Here is a 19,385-nt window from a genome sequence, read left to right as displayed (position 1 = left end):
CCAACGCTCCGGAACGGCTGTGTTCGCCCTCGGCAGATAACGCGCCGCCCACGCATCAGTCGCTCCGAACCAATTCGACGGAGATTCTGCTCTCCTGGCCCCGAAAATCGTGCATAACGGCCCTTAACCCGAAAATCTCCGTCGAATTGGTCCAGTGCGGGAGAGCTGAGGGCAAGGGACGGGAGCGGGGGCGGCAGGGCAGAAACGCGGAACGGGTCGGATGTCTGTGACATCCGACCCGAACGCCCGCGTGAGCGGTCGTCGTGCTACTTCTTGGCGGCGGCCTTCTTCTTCGCCGCGGTGGCCTTGGCCTTGGCTGCCTTCGCTGCCGTGGCCTTGGCGGCCTTGATGGCCTCGACCTCGGCGTCGACCTCGGCCTCGACCTCGGCGGCGTCGGAGTCGTCCTCCTCGATCTCCTCTTCCTCGTCCTCGCCGGACGCCTCGTCGGCGACCGCGACGAACTCGGACAGGTCGACGGCGTTACCGTTGGAGTCAACGACCTCGGCCTTGCCCAGCGCGATGGCGAGGGCCTTGTTGCGGGCAACCTCGGCCACCATCGACGGGATCTGACCGTTGCCGCTCAGCGCCTGGACGAATTCGCTCGGGTCCATGCCGTACTGGGCTGCGCCCTGGATCAGGTACTGAGTGAGCTCGTCCTGGCTGACCTGGACCTTCTCGGCCTCGGCGATGGTGTCGAGCAGGATCTGCTGACGGAAGGTCTTCTCGCTGGCCTCGGTGACCTCGGCGCGGTGCTCGGCGTCTTCGAGGCGGTTCTCGCCCTCGAGGTGGCGACGCACCTCGTCCTCGATGATCGCGGTCGGAATCGGAACCTCGACCGACTCGAGCAGCTGCTCGACGAGCTTCTCGCGGGCCTGGGTGCCTTGGCCGAAGACCTTGGAGCGCTCGACCTGGCCCTTGAGGCTCTCGGTCAGTTCGGCGATGGTGTCGAACTCGCTGGCGATCTGCGCGAAGTCGTCGTCGGCGGTGGGAAGCTCGCGCTCCTTGACGGCGCCGACGGTGACGGTGATCTCGGCGGTCTCGCCCTCGTGGTCCCCACCCATGAGGTTGGAATTGAAGGTGGTGGTCTCACCGGCGCTGAGAGAGTCGAGCGCCTCGTCGATGCCGTCGATGAGGTCGCCGGATCCGACCTCGTAGGAGATGCCGGTGGCGTTGTCGACCTCGACGCTGTTGATGGCGGCGATCAGGTCGATCTGCACGAAGTCGCCCGTGGTGGCGGGACGATCGACGGTGACGAGAGTGCCGAAGCGGCTGCGCAGGTTGTCGAGTTCCTCGGTGACCTCTTCATCGGACACCTCGACGGCGTCGACGGTGAGCTTCAGCCCGGAGTAGTTCGGCAGGTCGATCTCGGGGCGCACGTCGACCTCGATGGCCAGTTCCAGGTCTCCGGAGAAGTCCTTGTCGCTGGGCCAGGCGACGATGTCTGCCTCGGGGCGGCCCAGGGGGCGCAGCTTGTGCTCGGTCACGGCCGAGCGGTAGAAACCGTCGAGGCTCTCGTTGACCGCATGCTCGAGCACGGCGGACTTGCCGACACGCTGGTCGATGATGGCCGGCGGGACCTTGCCCTTGCGGAAGCCGGGGATGTTGATGTCCTCGGCGATGTGGCCGTAGGCGTGGGTGATGCTGGGCTTCAGCTCCTCGGGAGCCACCGAGATGGTGACCTTCGCGCGAGTGGGGCTCAGTTGTTCTACCGTGGACTTCACGTGGCAATCTCCTGTGTTCGACCGATGTATTTAGGGGGTGTTGGTCGGGGCGACAGGATTCGAACCTGCGACCTCTCGGCCCCAAACCGAGCGCTCTACCAAGCTGAGCTACGCCCCGGACAATTTCTCAACCCGGTGATGGCATCCGCTTGGCGCGCAGAGTTCGCGCAATTCGCGGAATGACCTCGATAAGTCTACTGCACGGTCCGGATGCCGCGGGTCGAGGCGTGCAGCTGGCGACCGTCGACGTGTACTACGCTGAGTGTGTGCGCGGGGGACTGCGCCCGGGGATGTAGCTCAATGGTAGAGCCTCAGTTTTCCAAACTGATGGCGCGGGTTCGATTCCCGTCATCCCCTCCACACAACATCCTGGACGGATCGTCTCACACGGCTCAGTCGAGTCCGAGCCCGTTCAGCGTCGTGCGCAACGTCGTCGCTGAGTGCTCGAACAGCTCCTGCTCCTTTTCACTGAAGGGAACCTCGATCACGCGCGAGACGCCCTCGGCGTTGATCACGCTCGGCACCGACAGCGCCACGTCGCTGACGCCGCGGTAGTCGGTGAGCACCGAGCTGACCGGAAGCACGGCGCCCTCGTCGCGCAGCACGGCCTCGACGATCCGGGCGCCCGAAAGCCCGATCGCGTAGTTCGTGGCGCCCTTGCCGGCGATGACCGTGTACGCCGCGGTCTTCACGCTCTCGGTGATCGCGTCGAATTCCGCCTCCGAGAACGGCACCAGACCCTTAGGCGAGATGTCGTCCTGCACCCACTCGGCCAGGGAGATCGGGCCAATCCGGGCCTGGGACCAGAGCGGGAACTCCGAGTCGCCGTGCTCTCCGACGATCACGGCGTGCACATTGGCGATCGCGACGCCGACCCGGTGCGCGAGCATCCAGCGCAGCCGGGAGGAGTCGAGCACCGTGCCCGACCCGAAGACGCGCGTGGCCGGCAGCCCGCTGAACTGGCGGGCAGCATAGGCAAGCACGTCGCAGGGGTTGGTGACGAGCATATAGACGGCGTCCGGGGCTCGCTCGACCAGCTGGGGCATCAGCTCCCGCAGGATCCCGACATTGACGCCGGCCATCTCGAGCCGGGACTGACCGGGGTGCTGTCTGGCCCCGGCCGTGATCACGACCATGTTCGCCCCCGCGATGGCGTCGAGGTCGCTGCCGCCGGCCACGCAGGAAGCACCCGTGAACTGGGTGCCGTGGGCCAGGTCGAGAACCTCGGCCTCCACCTTGGGCCCGTTGATGTCGTAGAGCACGACTTCCCGCGCGGACTGCCGGATCAGTGCGGCGTAGGCCAGGGACGACCCGACGGCCCCGGCTCCGATGATGGCCAGCTTGGAATTCGCGATCTCGCTCATAAGCTCATTCTGCACCCCTGACCGGGCCGGATCCGAGTATCCGGATATCCGAGGCTGAGTCAGTGCCGCAGGGTCAGTGCCGCAGGTAGGTGAGCACGGCCAGCACCCGGCGGTGGTCGGAGCCCGAGTCGTCGAGGCCAAGCTTCTGGAAGATCGAGGTGACGTTCTTCTCGACCGCGCCGACGCCGATCACGAGCTTCGCGGCGATGCCAACGTTGGTGCGCCCCTCCGCCATCAGCCCGAGCACGTCACGCTCACGCGGGGTGAGGGCCGCGACCGGGTCGGTGCGGCGGGCCAGCAACTCGCGCACGACCTGCGGGTCGAGCACGGTGCCGCCCGCGCTGATCCGGGTCACGGCGTCCCGCAGCTCGTCGAGCGACGCCACCCGGTCCTTGAGCAGGTAGCCCAGTCCCCCGTTGCCGGCGGCGAGAAGTTCATGCGCGTAGGTGCCCTCCACATACTGGCTGAGCAGCAGGATGCCCACCGACGGCAGCCTGCGGCGCAGTTCCAGCGCGGCGCGCACGCCCTCGTCCCGGAAGGTGGGCGGCATCCGCACATCCAGCACGGCGATGTCGGGCCGCAGCGCGTCTACCTCGGCCAGGAGGGAATCCGCGTCGCCGTAGGACGCGACGGTCACAAACCCGGCCTCGTCGAACAGGCGGATCAGACCTTCTCTGAGCAGCACCGAGTCCTCGGCCAGCACGAGCCGCAGGGGTGGGGCGGAGGGAGCGGCGAGAATGGCTGAAGCGAGGTCGGTCATCCGTTCAGGATACGGCGACCGCTCGCGCCGGCCGGGCCGCGGGCAGTGGGATGTGTGCCCCGATCGCGGTCGGGCCACCCTCGGGGCTCCGCACCGACAACACCCCGCGAAGGCCGTGCAGGCGTTCGTCGAGTCCTTGCAGGCCGTGGGCATCGGTCAGCCGGGCCCCGCCGATGCCGTCGTCGATCACCCAGATGTCGAGCCAGATGACGCCGGCGGCCCCCGTGCTGGCAGGGCTGCCGGTGCTCCCATCGTCGGGGACGGCGCGCAGGGCCAGGTGCAGACGGATGTCCGTGGCCCGCGAGTGCTTGGCGGCGTTGGTGAGCAACTCCGCGCCGACGAAATACGCGCTCCGCTCGATTTCGCTGGGCAGCCGCAGCGCCGGGTCGACCTGCAGCTCGAGCCGCACAGGGATGGTGCTACGGGCGGCCAGGGACTCGAGGCCGGCGAGGAGACCGCGGTCCTGCAGGAGGGGCGGCACCAGACCGCGGGACAGCGCCCGCAGCTCCTCGAGGGTGTCGTGAGCCTGCTCCCGGGCCTCCACGATCAGGGTGCGCGCGGCATCCGGGTCGGTATCGAGCTTGCGCTCGGCGCTGGCGAGGTCCATCTGCAGGCGCACCAGGCGCTGCTGCGGACCATCGTGGATGTCCCGTTCCAGGCGTCGCAGGGACTGGTCTTCCGCGGCGACGGCCGCCCCGCGCGACGCGCTGAGGTCGGCGACCTCACGCTGCAGGGCCTCGGACCGCCAGGCGCCCAGCATGCCGCGGGCCGCGAACTGGTGCAGCCGGGTGAACGCGTGGGTGATGTACGGCAGGGTCAGCAGAAAGAGGATGCCCAGGACGAGCTGGAGGAGGCTTTCGGCCAGGAGCGGGTCGATCGGGAGCGTGGTGCCCGGCAGAATCCAGTTCAGGATGATCGCGTGCAGGTCGTCGTTCCGGTCCTCGGGGAGGAAGCGGCCCCAGATCCAGTAGCTGACGCCGCCGAAGCCCACCGACAGCCAGACTACGGTGACGATCCAGCTGACAAGCCCGACCACGAAGTTCACGACCATGCCGTGCAGCAGGTAGAGCCAGTAGTGCCCGTTGACGAGCGGGCCGAGCAGGGCGCGGAGGGTGGTGGCCGGCTCCCCCGGCGTCGCCCACCGCGGCGGGGTGATGGCAGGCTGGCCGGCCCAGCGCAGGCGGGCGAGTTCGACTAGACCGATGCCGCGGGCGAGGTAGAGGGACGCCACGACGACGACGATCCCAACGACGGCGGCGAGCAGGCCGATGCCGGTGAAGAATACGGTGCTCAGAACGGTGAGGGCGATCACGACCACCGGCAGGGTCAGCAGAAGAAAGAGCAGCTCCTGCGGCACGCGCCGCCAGAGCGCGCGATATCCGGCGCGTGCGGGGGTTTCGGTCGGTGCGGTCATGGTGTCCTCCAGTAAGTCTGTCGGTACTCAGCCTGATCGCCGGGTCGAGTAGACGACATCCCGCTGCCAACCGGATCTCGCCGGGGGTAACCCCCCAGGTCAGAGGGTGGTGTGGGTGAAGCAGCCGGCGAGCAGGGTGGCGGCCACGGGCATCCGTCGCAGGTCGGGCACTGAGGCGACGAACGGGTCGATCTCGCACACCGCGAGGTCGGCGACGTCTCCCGCCAGAACCCGGTGCCGGCCGCGCGCGGACGCGGCGAGCGCGGCCTGCCGGGAGATGGCTTGCTCGGCGTGCCAGGGTTCGCGGCTGCCGCGAGTGCGCCCGACGGCGGCGGCGATGCTCACCCACGGGTCCAGCGGAGCGACCGGGGCGTCGGACCCGAGCGCGAGCGTGACCCCGGCGTTCAGCAGGCTCTTCAGCACGAAGGCCCGGTCGGTGCGTCCCACCCAGTAGCGGTCGGCGACGTCCCGGTCGTCGAGGGCGTGCTCGGGCTGCACGCTCGCTACCACGCCGAGCCGGGCGAAACGGGCGACGTCCTCCCTCGTGAGCAGCTGCGCGTGCTCGATGCTGCCGGCGCAGCCGAGCTGCTCGAAGGCGTCGAGGGCCAGCGCGTTGGCCCGGTCGCCGATGGCGTGCACGGCGGGGCGGATGCCCGCGGCCACGGCCCGGCCCAGGTGCGCGAGCAGCTCCTCCGGCGGCACGGTGAGCATCCCGCGTGACCCGGGCTGGCCCTCCAGGCCGGGGTACTCGTCGACGCAGTACGCGGTGCGGGTGTTCAGCGAGCCGTCGGTGATCACCTTGCAGGATCCCACCGTGAGCAGCCCGCCGGTGCCGTCGATGCCGGCCCCACTCCGCAGACCGAGTGCGATGGCGCGCTCCAAATGCTGGGTGTAGATACCGAACTCCACCCGCAGCGAGTCGGTGCCGCCCTGGATGCGCCGCAGCCAGGTGGCGAGGTTCCAGTCCATCTCCATGTCGACGATGCCCACGACCCCGCGAGCCGCCGCGGCCCGGGCCGCGCTGTCGGCCCAGCCGTCCATCACGACATCGGGCACCTCGGCGAGCGTGCGCACCACGGCGAAGCAGTCCTCCTCACGGAGCAGCCCGGTCGGGTGCTCCGTGTGGCCGTGGCGGGCCAGCGCGGCCGAGTTCAGCCAGCATGAGTGTAGGTCACCGCTGATCAACACGGTCGGAACGGTGCCGGCGGCGGCGTCCAGCAGGGGCCGGCTCGGGGCATCCGGCCACAGAGCGTCGCGAAACCCGAACCCGACCAGGGTCTCCCCCCTCGAAACGCCGGGCACCCGTTCGGCCACCAGGTCGGCCGCGGCGGCGGCACTGTCGGTGCCGGACAGATCCAGCCGCTGATTCGTCTGCGCCCACTGGCTGAAGTGCACGTGGTTGTCCCAGAGGCCCGGAATCAGCCAGCGTTCTTCCAGATCGACCGAACGGATGCCCGCAGCCGACTGACTCAGATACCCGAGCCGGCGCACCCGGCCGTCGACGATCAGCGTGTCGACGATCTCGTCGCTTCCCGGCAGCCGGCCGTTCCGCAAGACGAGCGGAGGGGCCGACGCTGTTGCCGGAGCGGGCGTGGACACGCTCACCGGTCGACCCCGTGCACCCGGCGCATTTCGGCTGCCAGGCCCGGGCTCGCATAGGGACCGTCTCCCTCGAGTTCACCCAGAATGCGCGCCACGGTCTCGGCCGGCTTGTTCTGGCTGAGCTTGCTCTTGGCGGTGAGGCGGTTCACCCTGAGCCGGAAGCCGACCGTACCGGCCGCAATACGGGCGGCGTAGGCGGCGTTGGCCTCGGTGCCGGACAGGCGACGCGGTTCAGGCATCCGCTCCTCGAAGTGGTCGACCAGGCGGTCCAGCACCCGCAGGTTCTCCTCGTCGCTGAGTAGTTCGGGTGTGCCGTTCAGGTGCGCGGCGACGAAGTTCCAGGTGGGAACGGCGGGCGCCGCGTCGTACCAGCCGGGCGAGATGTAGCCGTGGGGTCCCTGGATGATCACCAGCAGCTCGTGCCGGCCGAGTTCGTGCAGGGCCTCGTCGGGGCGTCCGACGTGGCTGACCAGCACGATTCCGTCGGTCTCGTCGGCCTCCTCGTCGAGCAGTACCGGGTAGTGCGAGGCCACCAGACCGGACTCGGTGTGGCTGATCAGCGTGGCCCATGGGTTCTCCCGGATGAGACGGCGGATCTCGGCCGGGTCGCCCTGCTCAAAAATGGGGTTGTGTCTCATCGGTGTCCCGTTCTGGTCGTGGGTTCAGATCAGGTGAAGCAGATCAGGGCGAGCAGGTCAGGCCTGGCATTTCGGGCACCAGTAGAGCTTGCGTGCGGCCATCTCCTCAACGGTGATGTGGGTGCCGCAGACCCGGCAGGGCAGCCCCTCGCGCTTGTACACCCAGTGCCGGTCGGCCCGTCGCCTCAGGGCTCGCCCATAAGCCGCGTCGCCGAGGCCGTCCATGGTCATCATCTGCCCGGTCGACACGCCGATCTTCAGCAGGTGCGCCCAGTCTCGCCAGAGCGCACGGGACTGCTCGTCGCTGAGCGACTTGCCCGGCGCATATGGGTTCAGGCGCGCACGGAAGAGCAACTCGGCCCGGTAGACGTTGCCGATGCCGCTGACCACCAACTGGTCCATCAAAAGGCGCCCGATCGGGGTGGGCTTCTTCCGCACCACCGTGACGAAGCGGTCCTCGGCGGCGCGGCTGTCGTCGAGCATCGGGTCCGGCCCGAGACGGTCCATCGCCACGTGCACCTCCTGAGAGTCGAGCACCACGCAAGCCGTGGGCCCGCGCAGGTCCGCCACGACGCCGTCGGCCAGCAGACGCACCCGCACCTGGCCGATGGGTGCGGGCGGGAAGCCGTCGGGCTCGACGCTGACCTTCTCGTCTTCCGCCATCCGCAGCCGGGTCAGCCGGGGCGCGCCGATGCTCTGCAGCGAGTCCTCCCCCGCCAGGCCCTGCATGACGTCACCCGCGTCGCGCCTGACGGTCCGGCGCCTGCGACCCTTGATGGCGGCGTCCGTACCGTGCGCTTGGATGTCCCCGGCAAAGTCCCAGGCGCCGTAGAGCCCCAGGTGCACGCGCAGCCAGAGCCCGTTGTCGAATTCGAGGAACATCTGCTTGCCGACGGCACGGGCATCCGTCATGATGTGGCCGTCGAGCATCGCCGCGCCGTCCACGAACCGGCCCTGCGGCGACGACAGTCGGATGCTTTTACCCACGAAGTTGCGGGCGAACTGGCGCGCAATGCGGTGGACGGAATGACCCTCAGGCACGGCTAGTCGGCGAGACGCGTGCCGTTGATGGTGCAGTGCGCCTCGTACTCCGCCAGCTGCAGGATGCGGCGGCAGTGGCGTTCGTCGCCGGGGAACGGCTCCGAGATAAAGGCGTCGATGAAGTCGATGGCGTCCTCGATGCTGTGCTGCCTGGCACCGATGGAGATGACGTTCGCGTCGTTGTGCTCGCGGGCGAGCCTGGCGGTACTGAGGCTCCAGACCAGCGCGGCGCGCACGCCCTTCACCTTGTTAGCGGCCATCTGCTCGCCGTTGCCCGAGCCGCCGAAGACGACGCCGAGCGCGTCGACGCCGACGGACAGGTCGGCGACGACGGCCTCGGCCGCCCGGATGCAGAAACCGGGGTAGTCGTCGAGGGCGTCGTAGACCTCCGGCCCGTGGTCCACGACTTCGTGACCGGCAAGGGCAAGGTGCGTGACCAGCTGGTGGCTGAAGTCGAGGCCGGCGTGGTCAGTGGCGATGTGGATGCGCATGCAACCGATTATATTTACTCGGCTTACTCGGCTGGTACCGTCGCAGCCGCGGCGAAGATCGGCTCGCGGGTGCGGGAGCGCTTCAGCTCGAAGAAACCGTCGTACCCGGTAACGGCCAGCACACCGTCCCAAAGCTTGAGCGCCGCATCTCCGCTCGGCGCGGGCGAGATGACCGGGCCGAAGAAGGCCACGTCGTTCACGGCGATGACGGGGGTGCCGACATCCTGGCCCACCCGCTCCAAAGCGTCGAAGTGGCTGGCGCGCATCTGCACGTCGTAGTGGTCGCTGTCGGCCCACTCCGCGAACGATGCCGGCAGGCCCACCTCGGCGAGCGCGGCGGGAATGACCTCGTCGGGGTTTGTGCTGCCACCGAGGTGGATGCGGGCGCCCAGAACATCGTAGAGCGCCTTGACCGTTTTCTGGCCGTGCAGTTCCTGTGCGGCAGCAACCAGGCGGGTGTACTTGAGAGCCCGGGGGAAGAACGCGCGGTACTCCTCGGACACGTCCTGGTCCTCGTTCAGGACGGCGAGGCTCATCACCTTCCACTCGACGTCGAAACCGCGCAGGGCGGAGACCTCCTCCACCCAGCGGGAGGTCATCCAGGCCCAGGGGCAGGAGGGGTCGAACCAGAACTTCACAGAGTCAGCCATGGGGCCCAGCCTAGGTGTCTCCCGGCTGGGAAAGCGCCGACGGAGACCGAACGTAAACCCCTGTCCAGAGAGGGTATCCTCGGCAAAATGTCTGGTTGTTGCCCATTTCCGACTAAAATTATTCGTTATGCCCGAAAGCGGGCCCCTTTTTTTCGCAGCAACATGATCTCTACGAGAGAAGTTCCCATGCCCAGAACCAGCTCACTTTCCGGTGCCGACGGCACGGCGGTGAAGACCAAGAATCCGCTCCTGCAGCGCCGCTTGAAGGTGTCGCACGTGAACGTGGTCGATCAGTCAAGGCTGAAGAAAGCCCTCGGCGGAACCATCGTGGGTAACACGATGGAGTGGTACGACGTCGGCGTGTTCGGCTACCTCATCACGACCATGGGTCCGGTGTTCCTGCCCGAGTCCGACCCGACCGTGCAGACCCTGTTCCTGCTCGGCACCTTCGCCGCGACGTTCATCGCCCGTCCGCTGGGTGGTGTGTTCTTCGGCTGGCTCGGGGACAAGATCGGCCGCCAGAAGGTGCTGTCGATGACCCTGATCCTGATGGCGGCATCCACTTTCGCCGTGGGCCTGCTGCCCGGCTACGCCCAGGTGGGCATGCTCGCCGCCGCGCTGCTGGTCTTCACCAAACTCGTGCAGGGCTTCTCCACCGGCGGTGAGTACGCCGGTGCGACCACCTTCGTGAGCGAGCACTCGCCCGACAAGCACCGCGGCTTCTTCGCCAGCCTGCTCGATATGGGCAGCTACCTCGGCTTCGCCATCGGCGCCGCGCTCGTGTCCATCCTGCAGGTCACCCTCGGGCAGCCCGTCATGGAAGACTGGGGTTGGCGCATCCCATTCCTGATCGCCGGACCGCTCGGCCTGATCGCCATCTGGTTCCGTCTGAAGATCGAGGAATCCCCCACCTTCCAGGCCACCCTGGACGCGAAGGAACTGGCCGCGACCGACCCGTCGTTCTCCGACGAGTCCGCCCCGTCCAACAGCCCGGTCAGCATTTTCAAGAACCACTGGCGCGGCATCATCGTCGCCATGATCCTCGTCGCCGCGGCCAACACGCTCGGCTACGCGCTCACCTCATACATGCCGACCTACCTCACCGCCACCAAGGGCTACGACGAGCTGCACGGGACACTGCTCACCATCCCGATCCTCGTTATCATGGCGCTCTGCATCCCCCTGGCCGGCCGCCTGTCCGACAAGATCGGTCGTCGTCCCGTGCTCTGGATGGGTTCGCTCAGCGCCGTAGTGCTCTCCATCCCCGCCTTCATGCTGATCGGCGTCGGCGAGATCTGGACGACGCTGCTCGGCCTGGCTCTGATCGCCTTGCCCGTCACGTTCTACGTCTCCAACCTCGCCTCGGCCCTGCCGGCGCTGTTCCCGACCGAAAGCCGTTACGGTGCCATGGGCATCGCGTACAACTTCTCGGTGGCCATCTTCGGTGGCACGACGCCGTTCATCATCGCGGCGCTGATCGCCACGACCGAGAACGACATGATGCCGGCTTACTACCTGATGGGGACATCCGTCATCGGTGGAATCGCGATCTTCTTCCTGCGCGAGTCTGCCGGGCGTCCGCTGATCGGCTCGATGCCCAGCGTGGACTCGGTCTTCGAGGCCCGTGAATTGGTAGCCACGCAGGATGACAACCCTGCCCTGGACACCGACGAGATGCCGTTCGACGAGACCTATGAGCCGCCGACCTCGTCGATGGATCTCTCATCGCTCGCGACGGAGCCGGAAACCGAGCCGGAGCCGCTGAAGGTCTAGCGACACCCTGCTGCATCGACCGGTGGCCCGGCGTGCGGAGACCCTGGTCTCGGCGCGCCGGGCCACCGGTCTGTGTGCTGTGTGCACCGGGCCGGGCCATCGCGGGGGCCATCGTAGAATTGTTCGATGACCACGACGCCTCCGACCGAGCCCGCTCCCGGGGCCGTGTCCACCCTCAGCATCGACCCTGCCGAGATGGCGATCGCCCTGCGCGTGCTCGCCTCGCTCAGCGAGATCGACCCCGAAGACCCCGATTTCGTCACCGTGCGGCAGGCCACCGCCAAGATGTTCAAGTCCGTCAAGATGGTGCGACGCGGCGAGAAGCGGCAGGCGATTGCGGATGCCGACCGGGAGGTCATCGCCGCGACCGCGACCGGCGCCGCCACCCGCATCGACGACGAGACCATTGGCGCCCAGCTGCGCCTGGGCACCGACCGGGCGTCGGCCGGCGAGTTGCTCGTGCCGCGGGCCTGCTACATCTGCAAACAGAAGTACACCCTCGTCGACGCCTTCTACCACCAGCTCTGCCCTGCCTGCGCGGCGATGAGCCATGAGAAGCGGGATGCCCGCACCGACCTGACCGGCAGGCGCGCCCTACTCACGGGCGGCCGCGCCAAGATCGGCATGTACATCGCCCTGCGCCTGCTGCGCGACGGCGCCCACACCACCATCACCACCCGGTTCCCGCGCGACGCGGTGCGCCGCTTCAGCGCCATGCCGGACTCGGCCGACTGGTTGCACCGTCTCCGCATCGTCGGGATCGACCTGCGCGACCCGGCCCAGGTGATCGGCCTGGCCGACTCCGTCGCCGCGGCCGGGCCGCTGGACATCCTGATCAACAACGCCGCCCAGACCGTGCGCCGCTCCCCCGGCTCCTACTCGATGCTGGTCGAGGCCGAGCAGTCGCCGCTGCCGGAGGGCGTCATCCCGGAGATCGTCACGTTCGGGCACACCAGTGACGCGCACCCGACCGCGCTCGCGGCATCCGTCACCAGCCACCCGATCCTGGCCGCAGCAGCCGGAGCGAGTGGCGCACTCACGGCCGACGACCTGACCGCCCTGGCGCTCGCACCGGGCTCCTCGTCTCTCGCGCGTCTCGCCGCCGGCACCGCGATCGACGCCGGCGGGCTCGTGCCCGACCTGCACTCCCGAAACAGCTGGACCGCGAACGTGGAAGACGTCGACCCGCTGGAGATGCTGGAGGTGCAGCTGTGCAACACCACGGCCCCGTTCCTGCTGGTGAGCCGTCTGCGTGGCTCGCTCGCGGCATCCGACGCCCGCCGCACCTACATTGTGAACGTGTCGGCGATGGAGGGCGTGTTCGGCCGCGGCTACAAGGGGCCCGGCCACCCGCACACGAACATGGCCAAAGCCGCGCTGAACATGCTCACCCGCACGAGCGCGAAGGAAATGCTGTCCGACGGCATCCTGATGACCAGCGTCGACACCGGCTGGATCACCGACGAGCGGCCGCACCCCACCAAGATCCGCCTCGCTGAGGAGGGCTTCCACGCCCCACTCGACCTGGTCGACGGCGCGGCGAGGGTCTACGACCCGATTGTGCGCGGCGAGGGCGGCGAGGACCTCTGCGGCGTCTTCCTCAAGGACTACAAGCCCGGCGCCTGGTAGCCGGGGCAGGTCGTCGGCGGGGTCGGCTTGCGAGTCGGCGGGTCGAGTCGGCGGGTCGAGTCGAGTCGAGTCGGCGAGTCGAGTCGGCGAGTCGAGTCGGCGAGTCACGTCGGCGCGCTGGACAGGCAGCAGGACAGCCGGCAGGCCCCTCACCAATTCGACGGAGATTTTGAGGTTTGCGCACCCGGGCGGCCGGTTGCGGCCTGGTTTCGGCAGAATCTCCGTCGAATTGGTTCGGGCGGGCGACATGGTGCGGGCCATTTTGGTGCGGCGAGCGGATGCCGCTGGGCGCCGGCACCGGGATCGCGCCCCGCCGAACCGCACCTCAGTCAGGAGCCGGCGGGGTCCAGACCCAGGGGGTCGTCGTCGTGATGGACTGAAAGCCCAGCCGCAGCAGGATCGGTTTGCTATCGTCGGAGGCATCCACTTGCAGGTAGCGCACACCGCGTTGGTGCGCGAGCCGCGCGCGGTATGCCACCAGCGCCCGGTAGATGCCGCGGCCCCGCCAGGCGGCCAGGGTCGACCCACCCCAGAGTCCCGCGAAATCAGTGCCGCGGGTGAACTCGAGCCGGCACGAGGAGACGAGCTCGCCGCCGCGCACGCCGCCGGCCTCGGCGACGAACACGAGCACGTCGCCCGGGGCATCACGCACACCGGCCTCCAGCTGGTCGGCCAGCCAGGCGTAGTCCTCGTCCCAGACCTGCGACTGCAGCGCGGCGATGCGCTCGAAGTCGGCCCGGGTGTCGACCTGCCTGATCGTAACGCCGACCGGCAGCACCGGCACGGCGTTCAGGCGTTCGGTCTCGGCGACGACGACCGTCTCCAGCTCCTCGGCCACGAAGCCGGCCGCAAGCAGGCGGTCCGGCAGATCGGCTGGCAGGTCGTGGCCGCGGGTCTTCCACTCGAAGGCCTCGCCGCGGGCAGCGAAGAAATCGCGGTGCTCCGCGATCAGGGCGTCGAGCGCCGCGCCGGTCGCACCCACGTCGCGAGCGGTCTCGACGAGCCCCTGGTGCCGTCCCAAGATCCGCAGAACCGGGCCCGACAGTTCGTAACGGATGCCCGTGGGCCGGTCGGTCGGAACCCAGAGCCGAAGCTGTGCGTCGTAGGCATCACGGAGCGCGTCTCGGGTTGTCATTGTGGATAACCCTAGAGCCGCCCCGAACGAATTCGACGGAGATTTTGCGCGAAACGGCTCCACGGAGGCCTTAATCCGCCCTTTTCCGCAGAATCTCCGTCGAATTGACTCCACGCCCGACACCGGACGCGGGACACCAGACACCGGATGACGGGTGAGCGCACGCGCACGACCGGGCGACGCCTCCGCTCACCTGCCGGGGCGACGGTCCCTGCTCACCGCCAGTGCAGCGCCCGCCTGTGCGGCCGGGGGACTGCGAGGAGTTCGGCATCGGGCGCGAGCACGAAGCCGTTTCAGAGCCGAGAACCGGCGATCGGAGCGGAGGTCGCCGGGTCATCCGACACTTTGTGCGCCCACGCCTCTTAGCAGGCGCTCATGCCGCGCGCTCCCACGTCAGCAAACTCACGGTACCGGTCGTCCGTCGCGGCCCACGGGTCGGTGCTTACCCTCGTGCAGACACCATATTCCTTGGCTAGGCTGATTGTCGGTGCGCGGCGCCACAAGCGTCGGCGCGCGTGCAGACCGCGAAACCGAGATGGAGAAACCGTTGCCCGGAGAGAACCTCACCAGGATCGAAGCCCAGGAGCGCGCCGCGCTCATCACCGTTCAGAGCTACGAGGTCACCCTCGACCTCACGACCGGACCGGAAACGTTCGGCAGCGAGACCACGGTGCACTTCACCGCGACGCCCGGCGCGTCCACCTTCATCGACGCGATCACCCGCACCGTGCACTCGGTGACGCTGAACGGCGCCGCGCTCGACCCCTCACTCGTCAGTGACGGCATCCGGATTCAGCTCGACGGCCTAGCCGCCGAGAATACGCTCACCGTCGTCGCCGACGCCGAGTACACGAACACCGGCGAGGGCCTGCACCGCTTCGTCGACCCGGTCGACAACGAGGTCTACCTGTACAGCCAGTTCGAGGTGCCCGACTCCCGCCGCGTCTTCGCCGTGTTCGAGCAGCCCGACCTCAAGGCCACGTTCGCCTTCACCGTCACCGCCCCCGGCGCCTGGGAAGTCATCTCCAACTCCGTCACGCCCGAGCCGACGGATGCCGGCAGCGGCCACAAGACCTGGGCGTTCGCCCCCACCCACACCATCTCCAGCTACATCACTGCCCTCGTCGCCGGCCCTTACGCAGTCGTGCGCAGCGAGCTGACCTCCAACGACGCCCGCGTCATCCCGCTCGGGCTCTTCTGCCGTAAAAGCCTGTTCGAGTTCCTCGACGCGGATTACCTGTTCGAGAAGACCCGCCAGGGCTTCGCATACTTCGAGGGCAAGTTCAACTACCCGTACCCGTTCGACAAGTACGACCAGATGTTCGTGCCGGAATTCAACGCGGGCGCCATGGAGAACGCCGGCGCGGTCACCTTCACGGAGACGTACGTGTTCCGGTCCAAGGTCACCGACGCCATCAAGGAACGCCGCGTCGTCACCGTGCTGCACGAACTGGCGCACATGTGGTTCGGCGACCTCGTCACCATGAAGTGGTGGAACGACCTGTGGCTGAACGAGTCGTTCGCCGAGTGGGCGTCGACCATGGCAACCGCCGAGGCCACCGAGTGGACCGAAGCGTGGACCACCTTCGCCGTGATGGAGAAGAGCTGGGCCTACAAGCAGGACCAGCTGCCCTCCACCCACCCGATCACCGCCACGATCAACGACCTCGAAGACGTGCAGGTCAACTTCGATGGCATCACCTACGCCAAGGGCGGCTCCGTGCTCAAGCAGCTCGTGGCCTGGGTCGGCCGCGATGAATTCTTCGCCGGCGTCGCCGCGTACTTCCAGAAGCACCAGTGGGGCAACACCGAGCTGACCGACCTGATGGCCCTGCTCGAAGCCTCCAGCGGCCGCGATCTCACCGAGTGGACGAAGCTGTGGCTCGAGACCGCGGGCGTGAACACGCTGCGTCCCGAGATCGTCGTGGACAAGTCCGGCGCCATCAACGGCTTCACGGTGCTGCAGACCGCCGCGGCCGACTACCCCACCATCCGCCCGCACCGCCTCGCCATCGGCTTTTACGACCGGGTGGACGGCGCCCTGGTGCGCACTCACCGGATCGAGATCGACGTCGACGGCGAGCAGACGGATGTCCCGTCACTGCTCGGCCGCCAACAACCCGACCTCGTTCTGCTCAATGACGATGACCTGGCCTACGCCAAGATCCGCCTCGACCCGGAATCGCAGGAGGTGGCCCTCGAGAACCTCTCCGCGATCGAGAGCCCCCTCGCCCGCGCCATCATCTGGGGCGCGGTCTGGGACGCCACCCGCGACGCCGAGACCTCGGCGCGCGACTTCATCACGCTTGTGCTCGGCAACGTCGCGACGGAATCCGAGTCCACCACGCTGCGCACCGTGCTCGGCCAGGTTGTGCTCGCCGCCTCGTACTACGTCGCCGAGGAATTCCGTACGAGTACAGTCAAGGAGGTCGGTGACGCGCTCTGGTCCCTCGCCCGCCACGCCGACGCCGGCAGCGACGAGCAGTTCCAGTTCGTGAAGTTCTTCGCCGCCATCGCGACCACCGACAGCCAGCTGGCATCCGTTGCCGCGCTGCGTGGTGGCACGGCGCCGCTCGACGGCCTCGAGATCGACACCGACCTCTCCTGGGAGCTGCTCATCGCCCTCGTAGCCGGCGGCAAGGCCGACGCGGTCGAGATCGACGCAGCACTGGCCGCGGACAACACCGCGACCGGCGCCCAGTCGGCCGCGCAGGCCCGCGCCGCCATCCCCACCCTGGTGGGCAAGCAGTCCGCCTGGTCGTCTCTGATCGACGTGGACACCGCGCCGAACACCATCGTGCGGGTCACGGCAGCCGGTTTCCTGCGGGCCAACGACACCACGTTGCTGGAGCCGTTCGTCGAGCAGTACTTCGCCATGTTGCAGCCGGTTTGGGCCGCCCGCAGCTTCTCCATCGCGGAAAAGCTGGTGCTCGGCCTATACCCGGCGCCGTTGGCTGACCGGGCGCTCGTCACCGCGACGCGAACGTGGCTCGACGCCAACCCGGAGCCGCTCGCACTGCGTCGCCTGGTGATCGAGAACCTGGCCGGGGTCGAACGCGCCCTCGCCGCCCAGGCGCGCGACGCGGAGTAGCCGCGCCGAGGCATCCGCCCGCCCGCGCCGTTCGTGCCCCACGCCGCATCCGCCCTCGCCCTCGCCCCCGTCCCCACCCCCGCTCTCGCTCTCGCTCCCACCCTCGCCCTCGCCCTCGCCCTCGCCCCTAATAAATTCGACAAAGATTCTGCTCCCCGAGCCGCACAAAACCGGTTCAGCTCGTCGCCTGGGTAGAAATCTCCGTCGAATTCGTTCGGGCGGGTGGCAGGGGTCAACAGGGTGCGGCTGGGTGCGGTGTCGCGGACTCAGGACTTGGACAGGACGCGGCTCTGTAGACTCGGATCGTTATGGACTTTGACGCAATCTGGCTTGAACTGATTCAATTTTTCAAAATCGACCTGTGGCTCAGGGTCATCAATATCGTCGTCATCATTGTGGCCGCGCTGGTCATCCGGTGGGTGTTGCGCTTCGTGATCGACCGCGTCGTGCAACAGATCGTCACGGGGGTCAAGAAGACCCAGAACGTGGAGGACACGCAGGCGCTGAGCGTTTCGCCGCTAGCCGCCGTGCGCGTCGTGCAGCGCACCCGCACCCTCGGTTCGGTGCTCTCGAATATCATCAACGTGACCCTGTTGATCGTGACGATCCTGCTGATCGTCAACATCATCAACAATGAAATCCTGGGCTCTTTCGCCCTGCTGACGGCCGCGCTCGGCGCCGGTCTCGGTTTCGGCGCGCAGAACATCGTCAAGGACATCCTGAACGGGCTGTTCATGGTCGTGGAGGACCAGATCGGCGTGGGCGACATCGTCGACGTGGGCTTCGCTTCCGGGGTCGTGGAGACCGTCGGCATCCGTGTCACCCAGGTGCGTGACATCGACGGCACTCTGTGGTTCGTGCGCAACGGTGAGATCCTGCGCGTCGGCAACATGTCCCAGGGCTGGGCGCGCGTGATCATCGACCTCGCCATCCCCTACTCGTCCGATGTCGAGGCGGTGCAGAACGAGTTGCTGCGCGTCGCGAAGGCGCTCGCCTCCAGCCGCAAGTGGCGGTCGGTGATATTGGAGAAGCCGGAGATCTGGGGACTCGAGTCGATCTCCGCCGAGGCCCTCGTCGTGCGCCTCGTCGTCAAGACCCGGGTGGCGGCGAAGTGGGACTTCGCCCGCGACCTGCGCCTGCACCTGAAGAAGGCGCTGGACGGGCTCGGCATCGGTCTGACTCCGCTCAACAGCGTGGTCATGGCCGGCACGGATGGCGCGGTCGCCGCCGGCTCCGACCCCGGCTCCGAGGGAACGCCCGACGCGGCCGCGGAAGCAGCCGCGGCCATGCCGGACCTCACCACCGGCCCGTTCACGGCCCCGATCCCGGTGCGGAAGAAAAAGGCTCCCCGCGCACCCCGCCGACCCAAGAACGCCGCGACCGCGCTGCCCCAGGAGGCCCACCCACGCGCAGCGTCAGCGGATGTTTCCGGTACAGACCCGGCTGTGCCCACGGCCCCGACACCCAAAACCGCGGCACCCAAGGCCCCGACACCCAAGACCGAGGCACCCACGCACACGGCACCAGATCCGGAGACTCACGATGACGAATGATGCCGGCGCCCCCACTCCTGCCACGCCCGGTGCGGTCCACCTGCGCGAGGGCGAGAACGGCACCGCGATCGGCGCCACGTTCTACGAGCAGGTCGGCGGTAGGCCGTTCTTCGAGAATCTGGTGAACGAGTTCTATCGCGGCGTCGCTACCGACCCGGTACTGAAGCCGATGTACCCCGAAGACGACCTGGGCCCGGCCGCCGAGCGTCTGACCATGTTCCTCGAGCAGTTCTGGGGTGGCCCGACCACCTACAGCGAGCAGCGCGGCCACCCGCGGCTGCGCCAACGGCACCAGCCCTTCAAGGTGAACCCGGATTCCCGCGACCGCTGGCTGAACCACATGCGCGCCGCCGTCGACAAGGCCGCTCTTGCACCGCTGCAGCGCGACCAGCTCTGGGACTACCTCGAGCGCGCGGCCTTCGCAATGCTCAATACCTTCGACGAGTAGCAGCGCACCCGCTCTCGGCGCACCCTTGGGACGCAGGCGCACGTTCTACCGTGCGCCCGCTTCTGCAATCTGCGC

At 68.1% G+C, this 19,385-nt stretch carries 15 protein-coding genes and 2 tRNA genes; 6 read left to right on the top strand and 11 right to left on the bottom strand.

All coding sequences use genetic code 11. The features are described from left to right. Nucleotides 1–266: 266 nt before the first annotated feature. Complete coding sequence (tig, locus tag E3T34_RS12090; protein WP_134343128.1) at nt 267–1,721, bottom strand: trigger factor; 1,455 nt, start codon at nt 1,719–1,721, stop codon at nt 267–269. Between the two features lie 41 nt (nt 1,722–1,762). Next, nucleotides 1,763–1,839 (bottom strand) — tRNA-Pro (locus E3T34_RS12085). A 168-nt stretch (nt 1,840–2,007) separates the two neighbouring features. Between E3T34_RS12085 and E3T34_RS12080 the strand changes: the two genes are divergently transcribed. Next, a tRNA-Gly gene (locus E3T34_RS12080) sits at nt 2,008–2,081 on the top strand. 32 nt (nt 2,082–2,113) lie between these two features. Here the strand turns inward: E3T34_RS12080 and E3T34_RS12075 are convergent. The 8 genes from E3T34_RS12075 to E3T34_RS12040 all read right to left on the bottom strand — a co-directional run bounded on the left by E3T34_RS12075 (nt 2,114) and on the right by E3T34_RS12040 (nt 9,681). Then, the gene (locus tag E3T34_RS12075) at nt 2,114–3,085 is read right to left on the bottom strand and encodes an L-lactate dehydrogenase (RefSeq protein ID WP_134343127.1); all 972 of its coding nucleotides are present in this window, start codon (nt 3,083–3,085) and stop codon (nt 2,114–2,116) included. A 73-nt stretch (nt 3,086–3,158) separates the two neighbouring features. Then, nucleotides 3,159–3,845, bottom strand: a complete 687-nt coding sequence (locus E3T34_RS12070; RefSeq protein WP_134343126.1) for a response regulator transcription factor — start codon at nt 3,843–3,845, stop codon at nt 3,159–3,161. A gap of 4 nt (nt 3,846–3,849) precedes the next feature. Beyond that, the gene (locus tag E3T34_RS12065; protein WP_134343125.1) at nt 3,850–5,259 is read right to left on the bottom strand and encodes a sensor domain-containing protein; all 1,410 of its coding nucleotides are present in this window, start codon (nt 5,257–5,259) and stop codon (nt 3,850–3,852) included. 99 nt (nt 5,260–5,358) lie between these two features. Continuing rightward, a complete protein-coding gene (locus tag E3T34_RS12060) occupies nt 5,359–6,858 on the bottom strand; it encodes an amidohydrolase (protein ID WP_134343124.1) in 1,500 nt (499 codons plus the stop codon). 2 nt (nt 6,859–6,860) lie between these two features. Beyond that, nucleotides 6,861–7,499, bottom strand: coding sequence for an FMN-binding negative transcriptional regulator (locus E3T34_RS12055; RefSeq protein ID WP_134343123.1), 639 nt, complete (start codon nt 7,497–7,499; stop codon nt 6,861–6,863). 57 nt (nt 7,500–7,556) lie between these two features. After that, nucleotides 7,557–8,540: an Fpg/Nei family DNA glycosylase gene (locus tag E3T34_RS12050; RefSeq protein WP_134343122.1), complete on the bottom strand. Its 984-nt coding sequence runs from the start codon at nt 8,538–8,540 to the stop codon at nt 7,557–7,559. 2 nt (nt 8,541–8,542) lie between these two features. After that, entirely contained in the window at nt 8,543–9,031 is a 489-nt protein-coding gene (locus E3T34_RS12045; RefSeq protein WP_104103334.1) for a ribose-5-phosphate isomerase, read from the bottom strand. A 23-nt stretch (nt 9,032–9,054) separates the two neighbouring features. Continuing rightward, entirely contained in the window at nt 9,055–9,681 is a 627-nt protein-coding gene (locus E3T34_RS12040; protein ID WP_134343121.1) for a disulfide bond formation protein DsbA, read from the bottom strand. 186 nt (nt 9,682–9,867) lie between these two features. Here E3T34_RS12040 and E3T34_RS12035 point away from each other — a divergent pair, with 186 nt between their 5' ends. Next, nucleotides 9,868–11,454 (top strand): MFS transporter, encoded by a 1,587-nt coding sequence (locus E3T34_RS12035; protein ID WP_233191541.1) that lies wholly within the window; start codon nt 9,868–9,870, stop codon nt 11,452–11,454. A gap of 126 nt (nt 11,455–11,580) precedes the next feature. Continuing rightward, nucleotides 11,581–13,083, top strand: a complete 1,503-nt coding sequence (locus E3T34_RS12030; protein ID WP_134343120.1) for an SDR family NAD(P)-dependent oxidoreductase — start codon at nt 11,581–11,583, stop codon at nt 13,081–13,083. A gap of 325 nt (nt 13,084–13,408) precedes the next feature. On the opposite strand, the gene E3T34_RS12025 is transcribed toward E3T34_RS12030, so the two are convergent. Next, the gene (locus E3T34_RS12025) at nt 13,409–14,218 is read right to left on the bottom strand and encodes a GNAT family N-acetyltransferase (protein ID WP_134343119.1); all 810 of its coding nucleotides are present in this window, start codon (nt 14,216–14,218) and stop codon (nt 13,409–13,411) included. Nucleotides 14,219–14,765: 547 nt separating this feature from the next. Between E3T34_RS12025 and pepN the strand changes: the two genes are divergently transcribed. The 3 genes from pepN to E3T34_RS12005 all read left to right on the top strand — a co-directional run bounded on the left by pepN (nt 14,766) and on the right by E3T34_RS12005 (nt 19,310). Next, nucleotides 14,766–17,309 (top strand): aminopeptidase N, encoded by a 2,544-nt coding sequence (pepN, locus tag E3T34_RS12020; RefSeq protein WP_134343118.1) that lies wholly within the window; start codon nt 14,766–14,768, stop codon nt 17,307–17,309. 308 nt (nt 17,310–17,617) lie between these two features. After that, nucleotides 17,618–18,862, top strand: coding sequence for a mechanosensitive ion channel family protein (locus E3T34_RS12010; RefSeq protein WP_134343117.1), 1,245 nt, complete (start codon nt 17,618–17,620; stop codon nt 18,860–18,862). Further along, nucleotides 18,852–19,310, top strand: a complete 459-nt coding sequence (locus tag E3T34_RS12005; protein WP_104103319.1) for a globin — start codon at nt 18,852–18,854, stop codon at nt 19,308–19,310. The genes E3T34_RS12010 and E3T34_RS12005 overlap by 11 nt, the downstream gene beginning before the upstream one ends. The last annotated feature ends 75 nt before the right edge of the window (nt 19,311–19,385 follow it).

The sequence above is a fragment of the Cryobacterium sp. TMT1-62 genome (assembly GCF_004403145.1).
Classification (GTDB): domain Bacteria; phylum Actinomycetota; class Actinomycetes; order Actinomycetales; family Microbacteriaceae; genus Cryobacterium; species Cryobacterium sandaracinum.
The sequence above is the reverse complement of the archived record's forward strand: the minus strand, read 5'-3'. Positions and strand labels throughout refer to the sequence as shown.